This window comes from Pirellula sp. SH-Sr6A, assembly GCF_001610875.1.
Classification (GTDB): domain Bacteria; phylum Planctomycetota; class Planctomycetia; order Pirellulales; family Pirellulaceae; genus JBKCUI01.
On the sequence record NZ_CP011272.1, the window covers coordinates 5388951 to 5407736 of the forward strand.

Annotated in this window: 11 protein-coding genes; 6 read left to right on the forward strand and 5 right to left on the reverse strand. The window is 53.0% G+C overall.

Annotation, left to right across the window (positions count from 1 at the left end; all coding sequences use genetic code 11):
- Positions 1 to 70: 70 nt before the first annotated feature.
- Entirely contained in the window at positions 71 to 1873 is a 1803-nt protein-coding gene (locus tag VN12_RS21000) for a potassium/proton antiporter (RefSeq protein ID WP_146678636.1), read from the forward strand.
- A gap of 65 nt (positions 1874 to 1938) precedes the next feature.
- Here the strand turns inward: VN12_RS21000 and VN12_RS21005 are convergent, their stop codons facing one another.
- Together VN12_RS21005 and VN12_RS21010 are read right to left on the reverse strand one after the other, a co-directional pair.
- A complete protein-coding gene (locus VN12_RS21005) occupies positions 1939 to 3624 on the reverse strand; it encodes a potassium channel family protein (RefSeq protein WP_146678637.1) in 1686 nt (561 codons plus the stop codon).
- 52 nt (positions 3625 to 3676) lie between these two features.
- Positions 3677 to 7777, reverse strand: a complete 4101-nt coding sequence (locus tag VN12_RS21010) for a cytochrome d ubiquinol oxidase subunit II (RefSeq protein ID WP_146678638.1) — start codon at positions 7775 to 7777, stop codon at positions 3677 to 3679.
- Between the two features lie 496 nt (positions 7778 to 8273).
- Between VN12_RS21010 and VN12_RS21015 the strand changes: the two genes are divergently transcribed.
- Positions 8274 to 8630: an RNA recognition motif domain-containing protein gene (locus tag VN12_RS21015; RefSeq protein ID WP_146678639.1), complete on the forward strand. Its 357-nt coding sequence runs from the start codon at positions 8274 to 8276 to the stop codon at positions 8628 to 8630.
- Positions 8631 to 8704: 74 nt separating this feature from the next.
- Here the strand turns inward: VN12_RS21015 and VN12_RS21020 are convergent, their stop codons facing one another.
- The 3 genes from VN12_RS21020 to VN12_RS21030 form a co-directional block, all read right to left on the reverse strand.
- Positions 8705 to 10948 (reverse strand): ATP-binding protein, encoded by a 2244-nt coding sequence (locus VN12_RS21020; protein WP_240491451.1) that lies wholly within the window; start codon positions 10946 to 10948, stop codon positions 8705 to 8707.
- Positions 10948 to 12447, reverse strand: a complete 1500-nt coding sequence (locus VN12_RS21025; RefSeq protein WP_256388107.1) for a sigma-54-dependent transcriptional regulator — start codon at positions 12445 to 12447, stop codon at positions 10948 to 10950. The genes VN12_RS21020 and VN12_RS21025 overlap by 1 nt, the downstream gene beginning before the upstream one ends.
- A 214-nt stretch (positions 12448 to 12661) precedes the next feature.
- Entirely contained in the window at positions 12662 to 14245 is a 1584-nt protein-coding gene (locus VN12_RS21030; protein WP_146678642.1) for an alginate export family protein, read from the reverse strand.
- 569 nt (positions 14246 to 14814) lie between these two features.
- Between VN12_RS21030 and VN12_RS21035 the strand changes: the two genes are divergently transcribed.
- Genes VN12_RS21035 through VN12_RS26265 form a run of 4 tightly spaced genes read left to right on the forward strand, consistent with a single transcriptional unit; the run spans position 14815 to position 18784 of the window.
- Positions 14815 to 16092, forward strand: a complete 1278-nt coding sequence (locus tag VN12_RS21035; RefSeq protein WP_146678643.1) for a CmpA/NrtA family ABC transporter substrate-binding protein — start codon at positions 14815 to 14817, stop codon at positions 16090 to 16092.
- Between the two features lie 24 nt (positions 16093 to 16116).
- A complete protein-coding gene (locus VN12_RS21040; protein ID WP_146678644.1) occupies positions 16117 to 17157 on the forward strand; it encodes an ABC transporter permease in 1041 nt (346 codons plus the stop codon).
- A complete protein-coding gene (locus VN12_RS26260) occupies positions 17144 to 17980 on the forward strand; it encodes an ABC transporter ATP-binding protein (RefSeq protein ID WP_205855108.1) in 837 nt (278 codons plus the stop codon). The genes VN12_RS21040 and VN12_RS26260 overlap by 14 nt, the downstream gene beginning before the upstream one ends.
- A gap of 15 nt (positions 17981 to 17995) precedes the next feature.
- Positions 17996 to 18784 (forward strand): ABC transporter ATP-binding protein, encoded by a 789-nt coding sequence (locus VN12_RS26265; protein ID WP_205855109.1) that lies wholly within the window; start codon positions 17996 to 17998, stop codon positions 18782 to 18784.
- Positions 18785 to 18786: the final 2 nt, after the last annotated feature.

An 18786-nucleotide genomic window follows, 5' to 3' on the forward strand; every position in this document is an offset into this window, starting at 1 on the left:
TAGAATCAGCCCCTCGATGTAGGAGCTTGATTGCAACAACGCCGCGTTAGGAAGGGAACGGTTACAACGGATGGCCAATATCGACTCAGCGATTTTGGTGGGGAGTTTTTTGCTATTGCTCGGAGTATTGTCGAGCAAGTTTTCGTCCCGGTTTGGAATGCCTGCGCTCGTAACCTTCTTAGGGTTGGGGATGCTCGCGGGTTCCGACGGCATCGGCGGCATCGCGTTTGACGACTACGGGTTGGCGTATTCGATCGGTACGGTCGTTCTCGCCATCATCCTTTACAGTGGAGGGCTCTCCACTCCTTTGGAATCCGTGAGGTCGTGCTGGAAACCTGCGGGGATTCTCGCCACTCTCGGCGTGGTGATCACAGCCGTAGTTACAGGGTTGGCTGCGTCTTGGTTGATGGGGTTGAGTCTTTCCCATGGATTGCTTCTGGGAAGTATCGTTGGTTCGACCGATGCGTCGGCGGTCTTTTCTATTCTGCGAGCAGGTGGGATTCACCTTCGGAGAAGATTGGCCGACACGTTGGAGGTGGAGAGTGGTTCGAACGATCCGATGGCGATCTTTATGACCATTTGCATGCTCCAATACCTGACCGGCGGATTGAACTCGTGGCAAAGCCTCGTCTTCCTCCTTTTACGGCAGATATTGGTCGGGTTGGTGGTAGGGATATCCGCCGGTTACTTGGCTGTCTGGGCCCTGCGCACCGTGCATCTTCAAGTAGCGGGACTTTATCCCATCTTCGCCGTCGCGTTTGGCTTGATGTCCTATGGGGGGGCCGCCACGTTGGGGGGGAGTGGGTTTCTTGCAATCTATCTGACAGGAATCATTGTTGGCAACTATCGAACACCCTTCAGTCGGGGAACATTGGCCTTTCACGATGGGTTAGCGTGGTTGGGGCAAATCGTGATGTTCATTTTGCTTGGTTTGCTTTGCTTCCCCAGTCAATTTGTTGACGTGATTGGTGCTGGGGTGGCGATCTCGGTCGTTCTCGCTTTGGTGTCGCGTCCCCTGGCGGTGTTTCTGTGCTTGATTTGGTCGCAGTACAACCTACGTGAGAAGTTGCTCCTCTCTTGGGTCGGGCTCAAGGGAGCCGTTCCGATCACGTTGGCCATTTTCCCATTGATGGCTGGAGTCGAGGGAGCTTCCAAAATCTTCGATGTCGTCTTCTTCGTCGTGCTTGTCTCGGCGGTCGTCCAGGGATCTTCGCTGAGCTGGGTTGCGAATAAGCTGAAATTGGACATCAAACCCAAGGAAGAACCTCCCATCACGTTGGAGATTAGTTCCGTGTACGAGGTCGATGCGGACATCGTCGATTACTTCATCGAGCCCGATACGCTCGCGGCAGGAAAATTGATCCGCGATCTGGCTCTTCCTTACGAAGTGGTCATCGCCCTGATTGTGCGTGAAGGAAAGAGCAAATTGCCCAAGGGTAGCTCGCGCATCGCAGCGGGTGACCATATCATTGTCGTGGTGCATCGGAACGTTCGTCAGGCGGTCGATCATGTTTTCGCGCGGTCTCGCTCGCAAGCCAAACTGGAAAGCTGGCCCGAACAAGTTGAGTTTCCGATACGCGGGATTGTAAAGCTGGCCGATCTGGAGGAATCCTACGGTCTTAAATTGGAGAGCGATCCGCAATCGACGCTCAGTCAGTGGCTACGTCAACAAGTCCCCGAGAGAGAGATTTCGGACGGGACAATAATCGAATGCGGTTCTGTTACGTTTACGGTCCGGAGCATGGATGGCAAAGGAAACGCGACGCTGATCGGTATGCGATTTGGGAACGGACCGAATCTTACCGACGGGAAGCCTACTCTCCAAGAACAGCCGGATGCACCGGAGTTAGGCGATGCGTCCAAGTCGGTCTGAAGGGAACTGTACCGAGAGTACCTCACCGCTGATCCACGGTGCCAATCGCCTGTAGGTGACAGAGTTTACGAATTCACGGTTTCAAAGAAGCGGCGTCCCGCTTCGGCGTCTCCTACGATGACGAGCTGTGAGTCCTCCGCGAGGAGCGAATCGGGAGAGGGTTTTGCATTGAACTCCCCGTTCGTTTCGATCGCGACGACATTGCACCCCGTCGTCTGTCTAAAGCGAGATTCGGAGAGGGTATGTCCCACCATGCTTTTAGGGACAGGCCCTTTGAATACGTCGAGTCCTTCTGCAAGCAAAACGGAATTTCCGCACTTGAGAATATTGAACATGCAGCTTGCACCGCTCGATGCGTAGGACAAAACAAAATCGGCACCTGCACGATGCAAGGTGGAAACGTTTCGGTCTTGGTTGGCTCGAGCCAGGATTTGGATATCGGGTCGCAAGCGTCGACAGTAGATTGCGAGGTAAATATTCACGTCATCATCGTGAGTCGTGATCACCACCGAAGAGCACTTCATGATTCCAGCTTGTTCGAGCACTTCTAATTCCGCTGCATCTCCCAGCACGTAGTGTTCCGGATCGCGGATCCTTTCCGCATTTCGGTCAACAATACGGTAGTCAAGACCGCGGGTCTCCAATTCCTTGCCGGTTGCTCGTCCCACGCGTCCCGCCCCGAGGATGATGGTGAATGCACTATTAGATCGATAGACACAAAAAAGACTATCGTATTCGTCCAGTTCTTCACGCGTTCCTGCGAGCAATAGGATGGTGCTCGATTCAATGAGTGTATCGGGACCCGCGATGGCGAAATGACCTCGATTCCAGACCCCCACCACGCTGATTTTTGCGTAATCGGTCAATCGAATTTCCTTGAGGGTTCGGCCTACCATCGGTGTTCCAGCAGCCGCAGCTTCGGCAATCAACAGCTTGCCGAACTCTCCGATCACCAAGCTTCGCGCATCCCTTCCGAAAACGCGACGCGCAAAGGATTGACCTAGCATCTCTCCCAGTTGCAACACTTGATTGCAACCTGCGAGGTTCAAGATGTCGACGGATGCTTGAAAGGAAGCGACGGAGACGATCGTCACGGCCGATGAGATTTCTCGGACGGTAAATGCAATGTTGGTGTTGGTCGTGTCCCGTTGGGCCGCGACGACCATGGCCGCATTCTCAGCCCGGGCTTTTAAATAAGTGTTGGGGTCATCGATTTCCCCCAGCATGACGGAGAAGCCTTCGTCGTGGAGACGCAACGCTTCGGCGAGATCCGATACCAGGAGCACGTAGCGCCATTTCTCTCGTTCCAACATGCGAATCAAAGAGCGTTCCACCGAACTAAGACCGGTGAGAATTACGTGCCCCGATGCGTTTCGAGGGAGTTCACGTGGGGCCCGCGCGGAGGCTTGCGCGTCGAGCCACGGAACGTAAAAGAACTGAATGAACATGAAGGGTAGCAGGATCAGCATGAACACCGATCCGGACAAAAGCACTATTACAGAAAATAGCCGGCCTAAATCGGAATGGAAGGTAATATCGCCGAATCCTAGCGTCGACATCACAACCAGTACCCAGTACACCCCTGTCATCCATGAATGCTCTTGTCCCTCCATCTCCATCAGCCAATGGAACGCCACCGTGAAGACGAAGACCATCAGCACGAAGGCGACCAGGAGTTTCCCAAGCGCCAAGAAATTCCGCCTCCGAGACGGAGTTGCGAGCATCTTCAATGCAAGTGCAATCGATTTCATGAAGGCATCCTACCCGTTTGGCGAGAGACGTTTCTTATGTTCGAAAAATGCGTCATCGGGTACGCCACCGTCCTCCGCTACTGAACGATTTCCAACCCAATAGCAACCACCGAACCAAAGCCGACGCGAGCCAAAGGGCCCAAAGCAGCATGGCCAATCGGTAATACCAAATGGAAACCGAAACAATGGACGGTCGAGGCAGTTCGCCCAAGGCTTTTGGAGCGTACCAGTTGAGGAAATGACCATAGGAGCCGTTTCCTACGATGAACATCTCGGGGCTTCCCAAAAGACCTTTTCCTACGACGACAATAAGGATTCCAAAGACGATAAACGTCATAGCAACCAGCAGGATTTGAAGCAGATTGAACTGCCAAGCACGAAATGAACTTGGGTCTGTTCGCTGGCGCCAGCCAAGCCACAACAGCCAGCCGACCACGATGATTCCCGCTATGGCATGCAACTGCGTGAGTCCCAACGCGAGCATGATCCATTCGAATCGCGTGAGAGGTGAAGTGGACAGACTGCCTAGGACAATAGCGAGTAACAATGCCGTCGAAAGATAGATCCACATGCGGACCGCAGGACCGCGCAGAGGTCCATCGGTCCAAAGGATCCAACGGTTCGATGGAACTTCTACGAGCGTGGTCACGTTGGCGCTCATCACCGGCAATTGGACCGATTCGATGTTGGTCCAGGTTGCAAGGGGTTGGTTCGTTTCCCAGCTCAACTCGATTTGCTGTTCCCCGGGTTGCAGGTTCACCATCAATTGGCCATCGATCCGTCGAACAGGCTGTTTTCGTTTGTCGAGGGTGAGAGATCCGATCTCGGCTTCCGGTTCAATTTGAAGGACGAAATCTCCGCCGATGCTGCTCACGACGTCGACCGTCAAGTTTGTCTTGCGTTGACGTGCACCCAGGGAAATCGTTCGTGCGACACGCTTTACCGTGACGCTTTCGCCAGCCACTGCCTGGGGACGACGAATGTCCAATGTTACCTTCTCACCTGGCCAAGCTTGCCAAGTGGGTATCAAATCGCCTGCAGATTCTTCGTAAATGGGAGTCAATCCCGTGGAGGCAATGTTCCAGATAGGGGAACTGATCAAGACCCATCGTTCCACATAGTCACCGGACGCCAACGCGTTCAGGCCGTCCACGCTCGAATCGAAGGCCTCCAGCACCAGAGATGGTGTGGGCTCCAATTCGCTTTCCCAGGCGAATTCCGATTGGTCGGCCGTCAGATTCACTGGAACCAGCTTGGAATCGGCATCGGCAATCGAGCTCATGACTCGTTCACCTGGTATCAACGGAATTCGCAACGCAATGGCTTTTCCAGTGGACGATAACCGGGTGACCTTGTTGTGCACCTTCCAGACAAGCCCGAGTTCCAGCCTTCGTTCGACCAAAACAATCGGACGATACACTCGCTGATCGTACTTCGCTTCTTCCGATCCAGATTTCTCCACTCGCGTAAAGAAGAGTTGGCTTTCAGGAATCCCGTGTCCATTCACTCCCGTCACCTGCCACTGCGGTGCCGAGATGCTCACCCGCTTCGGCGGAAGAATGAAACCCATCTCCCAGTCATTGGCAACGGCGAGATAGCCCTTCACTTGAATTCGGTGCACTCCGGCCGGCACAACGACCCACAAGTGCCCATCGTCTCGGCGGCAAACAGGTGGCGTTGATGAAGGCCTCGCTAGGTTTGCTTCCCCGAATTCCTCGATTCGCACCATCGCGGGAGACCAAATCGACAGCTTTCCGGGAATCGGTATGGCAACTTGGTGCGCTGCATGGACCTCCAGGGACATCTCTATTTCGGCTTCTTCAATGCGAACGTCTAGCTGAGCGATCGTGGTGGTGTTCGGTATTGGATTTGGGGACTGCAGTAGTCGTTGCCGCAGCTGGTCGAGCATGACTTGATCGGGTAACTGCCCAAAACAAAACGAAGCGTTAGAAAGAAAAACAAATAGAATCACCGAAGAAGTCGTTGGCTGAATCACTTGGGTAGGAATGCTCCAGCGCTTTTTCGTACGGGAGCGAAGTAGCGTCGCCGCTAGGAGTACGAGCAAACAACATCGAAGGACCGCGAGAATTCGGTGTAGCGTAAGGGGAATGTAGACCGGGTAAAGTCGCTGCTCTCCTGTTACCGGACCATCCCAACGACAAACGATCCAAGTGCCCAGCCAATCGGGTTTGGCAGGACCGGTTTGCATCCTTGAGGAAGGATCGAATGCCAAGTTGGCCGCTTGCGCTGCTTCTTGCTTGCTCGCATTGGACTTCACGGAGGAGGGAGATGACCTTTGGGACTCGAGAGCAGGCGGGGAATCTTCACGCAGGCTCTCTGCAACGCTCGCCGATTGCATGTAGCCCTTCTCGAGAGTTGGGAACATGGGTCTCTCCGAGTAGGGAATGCCTACAGGTTCCAATTGAGGGTAGAGGACCAACTGGATCTCTCGAGACAAAAACGGAACGAGATTCAGCAATATAAGACCTAAGGCGAGAAGCCTCCAAGCTTCCAACCATCGCTTTCCTGCGCCATCGTTCACCACGCGGAGCAGGGCGACAGGAAGCAAAAGAAACAACCAGGTCCAGCGGGGTGACCCTGGTTCGTGATACGAGATTCCAAATGCAATCAGTGCGAGAATTCCCGCGGGGATCCCCCAGAGTCGATAAACAGCGAGAGCAAAGACCAGTACAAGAAAAAGATCGAGCAGACTCCAAGCAGTGAGCCAATCGCCTTCGACCCTATCTGCTCCAAAGACGGCAAACATGCGCCAGCCAGGAGGAAGCGACAGAGTAACGCGCAACGAATCGACATCGGCGATCCACCCCGTCGCTGGAAGGGAAGTCGAGCGATCGATTCTACCCAAGGCCTCCAAGTCTGGATTCCGACTTCGAATTTCAACTCCTTGCTGGCCGTTGATCGGATTGGATGTAATCAGTTGTCGTTCCCCGTTGAGTCGCACCATTCCCAATTGATGCGATTCGGATACATCGAGTCGCCATGATTGTTGCAGTTCCCCTCGCAGTCGATCTTGAAACGTGATTCCACTTCCATCGTCATCCAACCAGAAATGCCTTGTGATCGCGAGTCCCTTCGGCTTTTGCATTCCCATTCCACGCATCTTTTCGCTCAATTGGAATGCTGTTTGGGTCTGCCACTGATAGACCTGCCAGGATCTCCAAGCTTCGGGATAGGTGGTTTTTTGGACATCGATGGGCTGAAGACCTTCAAGCTCAGCGACTCGGAAGCTAGGATTCGCTTGGAACCCGATCAGTTCTTGGGGAACGGCTGGCCGTTTGCCTTCCGCGTAGCGGAACTCTCGGAGGTCGCTTTTGCGATATGCCGAGATCTCGATGATCCATTTGCCGGGCCGAACTTGAACTTTCATCTCACCCTGGTCGTCGATCGCGACGGGGATCGGAGCTTCGATAGAAGACAATTGCCAACCGTCAGGCAGAATGCATCCAAGGTTTTCTTCGCGACTGCGTCCTGACACCGAAAGCTCCACCTGCGTAGTTAACCAAAGAGGAATCCCGTCTCGGATCAATCGATAGACGTTGGTCGAGAGCAGATCTTGTACGGCTTGCTCATTCGGCTGCCGGTTCAGCCAGAGTGTTCCGGCTGCGTCCCAATTGGGGATGGCGATAGGAGCACCCTCCCGGATCAACGCAACGATTCCAATCGATGAGGGCAAGGAGATCTTTTGTGGAATCGCACTCCAGCGGAATTCCCCGTTCAGTTGATAAGTACCCGGCTCGAGCTGCACCGCAGGATGCTCCTGATTTGCTAGCACGGCAATCGGAACACCATTGGACGCCACATTTTGGGGCCAATTCTGCGAGTCCCCCGGGAGAGAAACCCAAGTGTCCACGAAAACCACGACCTCCATCTGCCAGGTGGCTCTGTCGGCGAGAACTTCGAGGTTCAAGCTAGAAGACCAAGAATGGATGCGAGTTTGAGGAATATCGAAAGTAGGAGGCGCAACCTTTTGGCTTGCATCCCACAGAACCCATGCTTTCCAGTCCTGGAGCGCGGGGGGAATGTCGGTGGTTTGCGCATCGACATGAGGGACCCAAAGCGAGAAAATCCATAGGAACAGAGTCAACGACGAGAACCCAAGTTTCCCACGTGGATGGGGTGCGTTTTGAAGCATGCGACAAACTCGCTGTAAAGAAGAGGTACTGCGCGGGACTCGAAGGGAGCCTTTATTGTAATTTCCAAATCGGGACTCCGTTGGCTCTGCGCACCCCATGGAAAAATCGCATAGAAAAGTGGGGGAAGATTTCCTCTGAATTCTTCCCGCTTCTCAAATTCCTTTCACTTTTTCGATTGACTTTAGCCGACGAAAGGGGCACACTTCAGGTGTCTGATTTTCAGTTGATCCAACTTCTTCTCAAGACGAACCCAAAGCCCTTTGTGGCGGCTTCACTTCTTCGAGGATTCGGTTTTCTGTTAGTTGGAGTTTTTTTGCAGTTTGTGTGTGTGATCCGAACGGGTTGTTCGGGGCGACGAACTTGCAACCGTTTTTGATTTTCTGATTTGCTCGCGTTGTCGTACGGATTGGGTTTTCTGACTTGGTTTTTCTACCCGTTCAGTTTGCCTGCTTTCTTGATTGATGATGGATGTGTGGATTGGATAGGAGTAGTGTTATGACGAATATTTATGTTGGAAATCTTTCATTTCGTGCTACCGAGAGCGAACTGCGTGATGCGTTCTCTCAGTACGGCGATGTGACCAAGGTTAGCATCATCACCGACCGCGAAACCGGTCGATCCCGTGGCTTCGGCTTCGTGGAAATGAGCAATTCCCAAGAAGCGCGAGCAGCCATCCAAGGCCTCAACCAAACGACCCTCGGCGATCGCGAAATCTCCTGCAACGAAGCTCGCGAACGTGAAAGCCGTCCATCCGGCGGTGGATACGGCGGAGGCGGCGGCGGCCGTGACAATGGTTACGGTGGTGGCGGCGGCGGCAAGCGAGATTACCAATCGCGCGGTTCCCGCTACTAAGACTGCATCTCTCGCCACAGCGAGAAATGACATAAACAATCAAAGGCCGGCTCTAGTCATAGAGCTGGCTTTTTTTATTGGTGCATCGAGTCGTTGAGCGGCAGATTCGATCCGAACTCGTCAATAAGTTGTTTGCAATGCGGAATATCTTCGTCGATCGCAGCTTTCTCCAATGAGACCATGAGCGATGCGATATGATGTAGCCTTGCGTTTCCGGCACTCCCTTGTAACCGGTGCGCAATCATACGAATGCAGTCGAGCCGATTCTCTTCGATCGATCTTCGCAACTCTTTGCAATCGATTACGCTCTGCTCCAAAACCAAGTGCTGGAGTTGCTTTTCCAAAGCAAGCCAACTGTCTCCCGACGGAATGGACTCGGATCCTGGCTGTCGGATGGAACATTCGTCTGGGCTAGGGCCAACTAATTTGGACAGACGCATTCGAAAAGCATGGAAATCGATCGGCTTGGCAAAACAATCTTTTACCTCATATGGATGCTCGAGGACAAAAGGTGCCGCGAGCGAATCCGCTGTGATCACAACGGTATCGATCCTCTTCTCAATTCGACTCAAAGCTGTGAGCAAGTCCAGACCTGCAATGTCTGGCAATTCCCAGTCTAGAAAAAGCCAACACGGAGTATCGTTTTGCAGGGCTTGGATCAGAGCCGTGCCTGTGGCGAATACCCGGGTCTGGTACCCAAGTCGTTGAAGATAAGATCGCAACAGTAGTCGATTCGCACGACAATCATCGACGACAAATGCCATCGGACGTAACTCCTTGCGATCGTATCTCCTGCGTCGCGACTTCGTAGATTCACGGGCGATCGGTTTTTTCGGAGCCGCAGCTACTTCCCACAACGCCATCGTCGGTAGGGAAACGCAAACGGTCGTTCCTTTCCCTAGCTCGCTTTCCAGTTGGATCGCACCGTCCATCGCGTTCACAAGCGACTCGACCACGCTCAGCCCCAAGCCAAGCCGTGTCCCCAGTTCTCCCGTCGATCGGAGTGAGTCGCCGCGAACCTTCGGTTGTTCAATGATTTCGAACGCGTCGAAGATCCGTCGTTGATGCTCTACGGAGATCCCGATTCCCGAATCCGAGACACGTATCCTTAGGTTGCCCCGCCGTCGATCCCCTTGATCCTCGCCGCGATCCTCAGGCTCAAACGCAAACTCCAATTTCACAAATCCACGCTCGGTATAGCGAATCGCGTTCTGCAAAAGGTTCAAAATGATCTGTTGGGTACGAATCGGATCCAATACGAGCCAATCGGGAAACGACGGCTGGGTATGGCTGTGAAACTCCAATCCCTTTTGCTCCGCGGCTGGCACCAGGAGCCCCGAGACCATTTGGAGGAAACGAGAGGATCTCACCTTCTTTCTTCGAACGCGAATGGCTTTCCGGGAATCGAGTGTCGAAACGTCTAGCAAGTCGCTAACCAACTGGTTGAGATGGCGGGTTGCCTGACTCGCCATTCGCATCCTTCGCACATCGATATCGCTTAGAGTTGATTTCTTGATCAACCCGAGCGTTCCTAAGATGGCGTGGAGGGGAGTCCGAAGTTCATGGCTGACGCGCGCGAGAAAGTCACTCTTGGCTTGGTTTGCGATCTCCGCAGCTTTTTTGGCTGCTACCATTTCGGAGTGTGTTTTCTCCACCCGATCAAAGGATCGAACCAGCGAACGTATCGCAGGCGTAAAGATAAAGATCCCTTCGAAGAGGAGCACCCCAAGCGTGATCCATAGCAGCGCTCTCTCCGTCGATTCAAGACGGCTAACTCGATCGCGTGCTTCCATTTCGTAAAGTCCGACGATTTGATCCATCCCCAGCAAGAACCGGTCGCTGGCTTGGATCATCTCTGGAATCGCCAGCGTGTTCGATTCGTTTTCTAGCAGGGATTGGCCCGCTGAGCGAATAAGTTCAAAGTCCGACTCGATACCGGCGAACGCTTCTTCGATGCGATGAGTCTCTAAGATTTGATTCGGATAGTCACCAGATCGACCTCGGAGCAGCCGATGGCTGTCGATCCATAGCCCTATGTCTTCGCGAAGCGTATGCAGCTTTATGGAGGCATCGCCGTTATCCGTTCGCAACGTTTCCAGTGTTGAAAGTTCGAGGATCGTTCGAGAAATGCGTTGGGAAAGCATACGCTGCCTACCCGCCACGTTGACAATTCTCGCATCCTGTTCGATGGATTCCAATGTCCTTTGAATAAGCCATTGTCCGGCAATGGAGAGGCAAGCAATCAGCGAAAGAGCGATGATGTACAAGACTCGTAAGCGAGCGATTGGCGCTTTCGAAAAAAGCGAATTCGTCTCCATCACACGCCAGCTCCGCTTTCGCTCGTAGCCTCTGGTCCTGCCTCCGGATCATCCATGGATTCGTCAGCTATCAAACCAAGCGTCAGCATCTTCTTCCGAAGACTAGTTCGCGTCATACCCAGAATGCGAGCTGCGGCAGCTCTGTTTCCCGATGTGTGGTGCAATACCAAGGGCAGCAAGGTCAATTCCAGTTTTTCGATGCAAAGGTCATACAGAGAAGATACTTGTCGGTCCTTTAGTTGCTCTTTCGCATAGGCCAGTAGGTCAAAGGACTTGAGAGGAGTGTTGCTCGCACTGGCGGCGGAGTCGGAATTCGGTGATTCCAATCCATGTCTGTCCTTCGCATGCGACGGAGTGTCATTCGTTCGAAGATCGCTGAGCAGACCTCGTAGCGCATCGTTCGCTTGGATAACTCCTCTGGACTCGAGCAAAACACGATCTAAAACACTCTTTAGTTCGGCCACATTTCCGGGCCACGAGTATTCACGTAGCAAATGCATTGCTTCGGGGCTGACCCTGGGCGTATGGCCATCCTGCGTCGATCGAATTTGGGACGCCTTCTGTAGGAAATGGGAAACCAGCAGCTCGAGATCGCCATCTCTCCTTCGGAGGGGAGGAAGGGCGATGAGTGTCGAACTCAATAGATAAAAAAAGTCGCTACGGAGCACACCTCTGTCGAGCAGATGGCGAGTTGATGTGGAAGTCGTAAAAAACCACCTCGTGCGCCTAGGCGATGACTCTGTCTCGTCGCGAAGCAATTGCAAGATGCGAGATTGGTTTGCGAGGGAGAGATGCTCGATATCCTCGACGAGAATGGTCCGATGCTGTCCTTCCTTATGATCGATTGGCTTGGGATTCGAGAGCTCTGCGATCAGCGAATCGATATCGTTCGCCATGTGTTTCTCGATCGGAAACGATCGAAATTCGCCGTATTGATGAATGGTTCTCGCGACGAGTTCCTTTCCTGTCCCGGGTTCCCCTTCAATCAGAACGGCGTTTCGAATCGCTGCCAATCGACCGATGGACTTGTACACCTCCTGCATCAATCGGCATCGTCCCACCAAAATTTCTTGGGACGGATTCATGGGGTCATCGAGTACGACGGGGGTTCGCATCAACTCTCGATACTCGAGCGCTTCCAAGAGGCGTTGCTGGAGAAAGGAAAAGTCGAGCGGCTTCGGTAGATAGTCGAAAGCTCCCTTTCTCGTGGCTTCGATGGCGGTACTCGCATCGGATTGAGCCGTGACAAACAATATGGGCCGAAGTCGATCGTTTGAAAGGAGAGCCTCGATGCATTCCAATCCCGCGCCATCCGGAAGCAGTTGATCGAGAAGAATAACATCGAAACGATGATCCGCAGCGAGGCTTTTCCCCTTCTGAAGCGTGCGTGCACCGATGATGCTCACCCCCTTGGGCAAAAGTCCTTCGACTAGGGGAACCATGCTGGGGTCATCATCAATGACTAAAACTCTGGCTTCTCCGACCAAAATCAAAATCACTCGCTTTAGAGAAGATGCAACGATGCAAGCTCAGAGGTGGCAGCCCCTCGGCTCGCGGGCAAAACGGGAGAGGCGTTTTGCTTCGGAAAAAGACGCAACGGGATCAGTATACCTTTGCAGAGGCGAAACTTCCTCACTCAACCGGCGCAAATCTTGGAACGAGGAAACCGTTTCACCCCCGATCCTGGCCGTCGGAAAGTCGAGTCCCTAGGCCCTAAAAGTTGTAATTCCACTGCGTATAGAAAAAGTTCGCATCTTGGCTGAACAACGCAGAGCCATCGGATCGAGTGCTCGTCTCGTAATACTTTCCTGCGAAGAAGTGCGAGAACCCCAAAACCAAATCACTTCGTGGGTTCAGTTTGTACGTCCCCATCAGGTCGATTTCGTGACCCAGTTCGCGATCACCCACGGTCCCACCGGGATTGAACGAAGCCATGTTGAGCCCATAAGGCCCTTGGTTACCGTTTTCTAAGAACAGATAGTGATACCAGACGAGTGCGGTGAATTTTTCGGTGGGGTTCAAGGTCAACAAGGAATTGATGTCATGGAGATTGCGCCGACCGAACAGATCCATAAAGCCATTGTATCGGTGTCCCAATGGGAACAGATGGTTCCAGCCTTGGTTGATGTCATCGTCTCCGCTGGCCCAATCATAGTAGAACCATAGAGTTGGCGTCATGCTCGCCGTTGACTTGCCGCCTAATCCCAATGTGATCGAGAATTCGGAGATGCTGGACCCATCTGGATTTCGACCAAGTTGATAGCCTAGTTCGTGATCCCAAAGAAGTCCGTTGGATTCCCCTTTGATGAGGGAGCCGAGTGTGTGGACATGCAAGTCGGTCGCACTGTTCTCAAACCCGAGATAATATGTATCGATAGTCCCGTTCTCGACGACTTTGCTCGAATTGTAAACACCCCAAAGCGCTTGGTCTTGGTTAGGAGTGTCGAAATCATTGGGGCGAACCGTGGCGGGTCTCATCAAAAGCAGATCTGTCGTGCGATGATCGTTGGACCAAGTCAACCGTCCCCCTTCAAACGTACGACGCGTGTTGGCCCAATCAAGCGGCGACAGCAGTCTTTGCGCTCCAAAGAGCAATTCTTGACGACCGTATCGTCCAGAAAGCTTCCCCAGCTCTGAATCAACGAGAACGGCGTCGCCAAACAAGTTCTGGATGTCAAACTCGTTCTCCTCAATGATGCGAGGAGCGAAATCTTCGAAATGGCTTTTGGCATGTAGGAACTCGGCGTAGACGCGGAAGCGTTCATTGATTCTGTAGTCCGAATAGAGCCTTGTGCGTTCCAGCAAGAAGTCGTCGTCTCGCCCCGTCAATCCACCGAGCGCAGTTCCAGGGCTCGTATTCACATTTCGCATGTTCCGTTCCGAATGATGTCGGAGCCGGTACTGTCCACCGATATCCAAACGACCTTGGTCCCCTAGTTCGATCCCCTTCAGTCCTTCACCGAGCTGGCTCCCTTTGTAGTTGGGATCGTTTAGGTAACTGAAATCATTGAGGTAAAACGGATCCTTGTAAGCCGTACTGACTTTCTTTTTGAGAGCCTCTTTCTTTTTCTTGTCTGCGTCCGCTTTCCCCGGATTCGCGTCAACGGGAGTTGGAGCTGTTTCGAGCGACTCGGCTGAACCGAGGGCCTCTGGCTGCCCATCGACTTCGCGATTGCCAACTTCAGGTTCGGTGCTGTGTAGTACCGTTTCCTGTGGGGCTCCCATCGAGAGGGAACTCGTGAGCAGTGCAGAGGCGACACAGAGGCCGGCGGTCGGCAAATAGAAATACCATCGCATTCGTCGAAATCCTTTTCGATTCGATCATCCATCGTCCATTCGGACTCGTCCCCCAGGCAATCCTGAGTGCCAAGTTCGTTTTCTCGTTGTTGACCGTCCTTTTGCCGCCGAGGGTCGGAGGCAGCCATCGGCACCCAACTGATTCAAGCTAAAGAAGAAATCGTTTGTCGGCACAGTTTGCCAGACCTACTATCCTATGTGGATGCCACGCGAGTGTTAGGAGGGAGCCCAGCGATCATTCTCTGGCCACAGATGGCTTCGTCGTGATCACATTGCCCCGAAGGTCTGCGTTTCATTTCGTTGCAGTGTGATGAAATCGATGCTTAGAAAGATAGCACGACCCTTCCTCGCGAGAATCTCTGGAATTCTTGATTCGTCCCAATGGCGATCTGGCGGCCATACCCGCATCGTCAATGGCTAGCGTTCGGTTGCTAATAGAGTCCGATGGTCTTGTACGCGAGAAAGCGGCCTTCGACTGGCATTCCAACTGCGTATGTAAGGCAACATGAAGTGGTGAGCTCTCCCGATCCACGTGAACCGAAGCATGTTCCCGTTTCCAAAGAGACATCATGGTTGTTGAAGTTGATCGAGCCCCCCGAAGACCTTGCCGTCGCCAGTTGCTCAAGGGAGCGATTGTCGCAACGGCTTCGGCCACCGTTGCTACTTTTCCTTCCTTCACACCAGCGATCTACGCCAGCGATTCACCTGAGAAATCAAAGATCAAGTTCGGTTTTATTGCCTTAACCGACTGCTCTCCCTTTGCCATCGCGCACGAGAAGGGCATGTTCAAAAAGTACGGGCTCGCATCGGAGCCCGTGAAACCTGCAAACTGGGCAGCCGTTCGCGATTCCTTGATCAAAGGCGATATCGATTGCACTCACATGCTTTTAGGAATGCCAATCGCGAGCACCATCGGCGGTTCGGGATCCAAGGCAGTACCAATGGTTGCACCTTGGATTCTCAATCGAAACGGCCAAGCTATTACGTTGAAACAAAGCTGGAAGGGAAAGGTTGCCGGCGACCCCAAATCGCTGAAGCCGCTAGTAGACGAAGCGAAGAAGAAGGGGAAGAGACCGACATTCGCGATGACATTCCCCACCGGGACGCATGCCATGTGGCTTCGATACTATCTCGCTGCCGGTGGAGTTCACCCGGACAAAGATGTCGAAATGATTGTCATCCCACCGCCCCAGATGGTTCAGAACATGAAGATTGGAACCATGGATGGCTTCTGTGTTGGCGAACCCTGGAACGCGCGTGCCATCGCGGAGAAGGTAGGTTTTACGTCGATCGCAACACAAGAAATCTGGAAGGATCATCCTGAAAAGGTTTGCGCGTTCACGGAAGAGTTTGCAACCAAACATCCCAAAACCGTGAAGGCTGTGTTGAAAGCGCTTCACGAAGCAAGTGTGTGGCTCGATGATCTCACGAATCGCCCCGAGCAGTGTGCCATTGTCGCCAAGGACTCTTACATCAAATGCAGTAAGGATCAAATTCTAGGACGTTTGACGGGGAGCATGGACTATGGAGATGGCAGGGTAAAAAACGATCCCGATTACATGATCTTTAGTTCTCGCAACTGCAATTACCCGCAGACTTCTTATGCGAAGTGGTGGCTCGCACAATTGAGACGCTGGGGAATGATCGAAGCCCCCTCGAGCTACGATGCAGTCGCCGAGCGAGTCATGGTGCCTGGGTTATACGAAGAAGCGATGCAAGAGATCGGATACAAGCACCTTGGGAAAGACGATCGACCTTGGACCTTGATGGATTCTATCGCGTTCGATCCTCAGGGTGACATGGAGGCCTACGCATCTGCCTTTTCCATCCACAACATGAAGGGTTAGCCCTCGAAAGGCTTCCACGTACCGATGAAACCATTCAAGATTCAAAAGTTTATTGCAGACAACATCTTCTTACCGTCGGTAGGAGTAGGCATCTGTTTGTTGTTTTGGTGTTTCCTCTCTTGGGTCACATGGGATGAAGCGGCTGGTCAAAGCGACTTTCCGTCTCCCATGACGACCTGGGAGGAGAGCTCGAAGTATTGGATCGCACCTCCGGCCACATACTCCGAGGAGATGGGATTTGGAGCTCGCATGATGCACCTCGCTTCCTATCCTTTTTCCCGTAATGAAGACGAAGGGTTTGATGGACTAGGATTGGAAGTTTGGAGGTCGCTCAAGCTCGTCGGGATGGGGTACTGCGTTGCCATCCTCGCCGCTATACCAATCGGCTTTCTATTGGGAGGTAGCCAAGGTTTCGCAAAGATGTTTGATCCCATCTTTCAGATTCTTCGACCCATCTCACCGTTAGCCTGGTTTCCATTGGCTGGGCTATTGGTTGTCGCCATCCGCCGATACAACGAAGAGGTCGATGCCACGCAATTGCAGTGTGTTGTTACTATCGCAATGTGTTCCATTTGGCCAACGATCTTGAATACGGCTGTGGGGGTACGCGCAGTGCCTCAGGATTATCTCAACGTAGCGAAGGTACTTCGCTTATCGCCGCTCAAGCTCTTTTCGCGAATCCTGCTACCAGCCACTTTGCCCTACATGTTTACGGGATTCCGGCTCAGCCTAGGAATTGCATGGCTGGTTATTGTGGCTGCCGAAATGCTCTCGGGAAAGAACGGAATCGGAGCATTCGTCAACATACAGTACCAATCGAGTACTTACGGTCCCATGATCGCCGCCGTCATCTTGATCGGATTCGTTGGATTTGTTCTCGATCGGTTTATGACAGTGATCGAGAAGAATGCCACATTCCTATTAAGCTGCCCATCGATCGTTTTTCGTGCGATGCAAGGCCTGCGACTTCAACCGCGATCGACGCGTTCCATCGCATCCAGTTCACTCGGAGCGCATGCGGTTGCCGTGGTCTTAAGCCAGGAGAATTCCGATGCCACTGCTTGAACTCAAAGGAGTATTCAAAGGGTACGGCCGAGGCCCGCAGAGAAGCGAGGTTTTGAGGGACGTCGATTTACACGTCGAAGAGGGTGAATTCGTATCCATTGTTGGATACTCCGGAACGGGCAAGACGACGCTCCTTTCTCTGTTAGCTGGATTGCGAATCGCAGATCACGGGGAAGTGAAATGGCGAGGCGTTGCCATCAATCGGCCTGGGCCCGAGCGAGGGGTGATATTTCAAAACTACTCTCTGTTACCTTGGCTTAGCGTTATCGAGAACGTCCTCTTCGCTGTGCAGCAAGTCTTTCCGGAATGGCCTCAAACCAGGCAACGAGCCCATTGCGAAAGATATATATCCATGGTCAATCTCTCGCACGCGATCCATAAGAAGCCAGGCGAATTGTCCGGAGGGATGAAGCAACGCGTCTCGTTAGCTAGAACGCTTGCGATGCAACCCGAAGCGCTCCTCATGGATGAGCCGCTTTCCGCGCTCGACGCATTAACCCGAGCAAAACTCCAGACGGAGATTTTAAGTATTTGGGATCGCGAACGTCGAACGGTTGTCTTGATCACCAATGACGTGGATGAAGCTCTTTTGATGTCGGATCGTGTAATTCCTCTCTTACCAAATCCTCGTGGTGCCACTTTGGGGGACTCCTTCTTTGTCGATATACCTCGTCCAAGATCCAGAGACTCCATTGCGCATCATCCATCCTTTAAGAAACTGAAGAAGGCGATCGTTACCGAACTCATGTCTGCTCGCCAACGATCCTACGAGGAATCTGGAGAGAACGATATGCCATTGGCTTCCACCGTCTCCATAGGATGAGATCCTTCAGCGATTATGCAAAAAAACTATCTCGAGTGCTGGCGACTACGCAAAGAATTCAAGACCGATCACGGGCCATTCGTCGCCGTTCGTGACTTTACGCTCAACATGCGTGAGGGGGAATTTGTTTCCATCATCGGACATAGCGGTTGCGGTAAAAGTACTGTGCTTTCGATGATCGCAGGTCTGCACCAACTCAACGGCGGTGGAATCGTGCTCGATCACCGCGAGGTGCATGATGCAGGTCCGGATCGAGCAGTCGTTTTCCAATCGCCCCATTTACTGCCGTGGCTAACAGCACTGGAAAATGTGACTCTGGGGCTGGAGCAAGTCGAACCGAGCAAACGGCGATCGGAACTTGCGGAGATCGCAGCCGAATGGTTGAAGCGAGTTGGGCTTTCCGCATCCTTGCGAAAGAAACCCACAGAGCTTTCGCAAGGAATGCAACAACGAGTCGGAATCGCGCGCGCTTTCGCGCTGAAGCCGAAGATGCTGTTGCTCGACGAGCCTTTTGGGATGCTCGATTCACTTACACGGTTCGAGCTTCAGGATGTGTTGCTCGATGTTTGGAGCCGGTATCAGATTACCACCATGATGGTTACACATGACGTAGACGAGGCGGTACTGCTGAGCGACCGAATTGTCATGATGACCAATGGTCCCGATGCGACGATCGGCGACATCGCGACCGTAACCTTACCTCGCCCTCGACATCGCGATACGGTCTTGGAGAGCGGGGACTTCCTCGCACATCGCGCACATGTCATCGAGTTCCTTGAACACCCCACTGCGAAAGCGGCATAGGA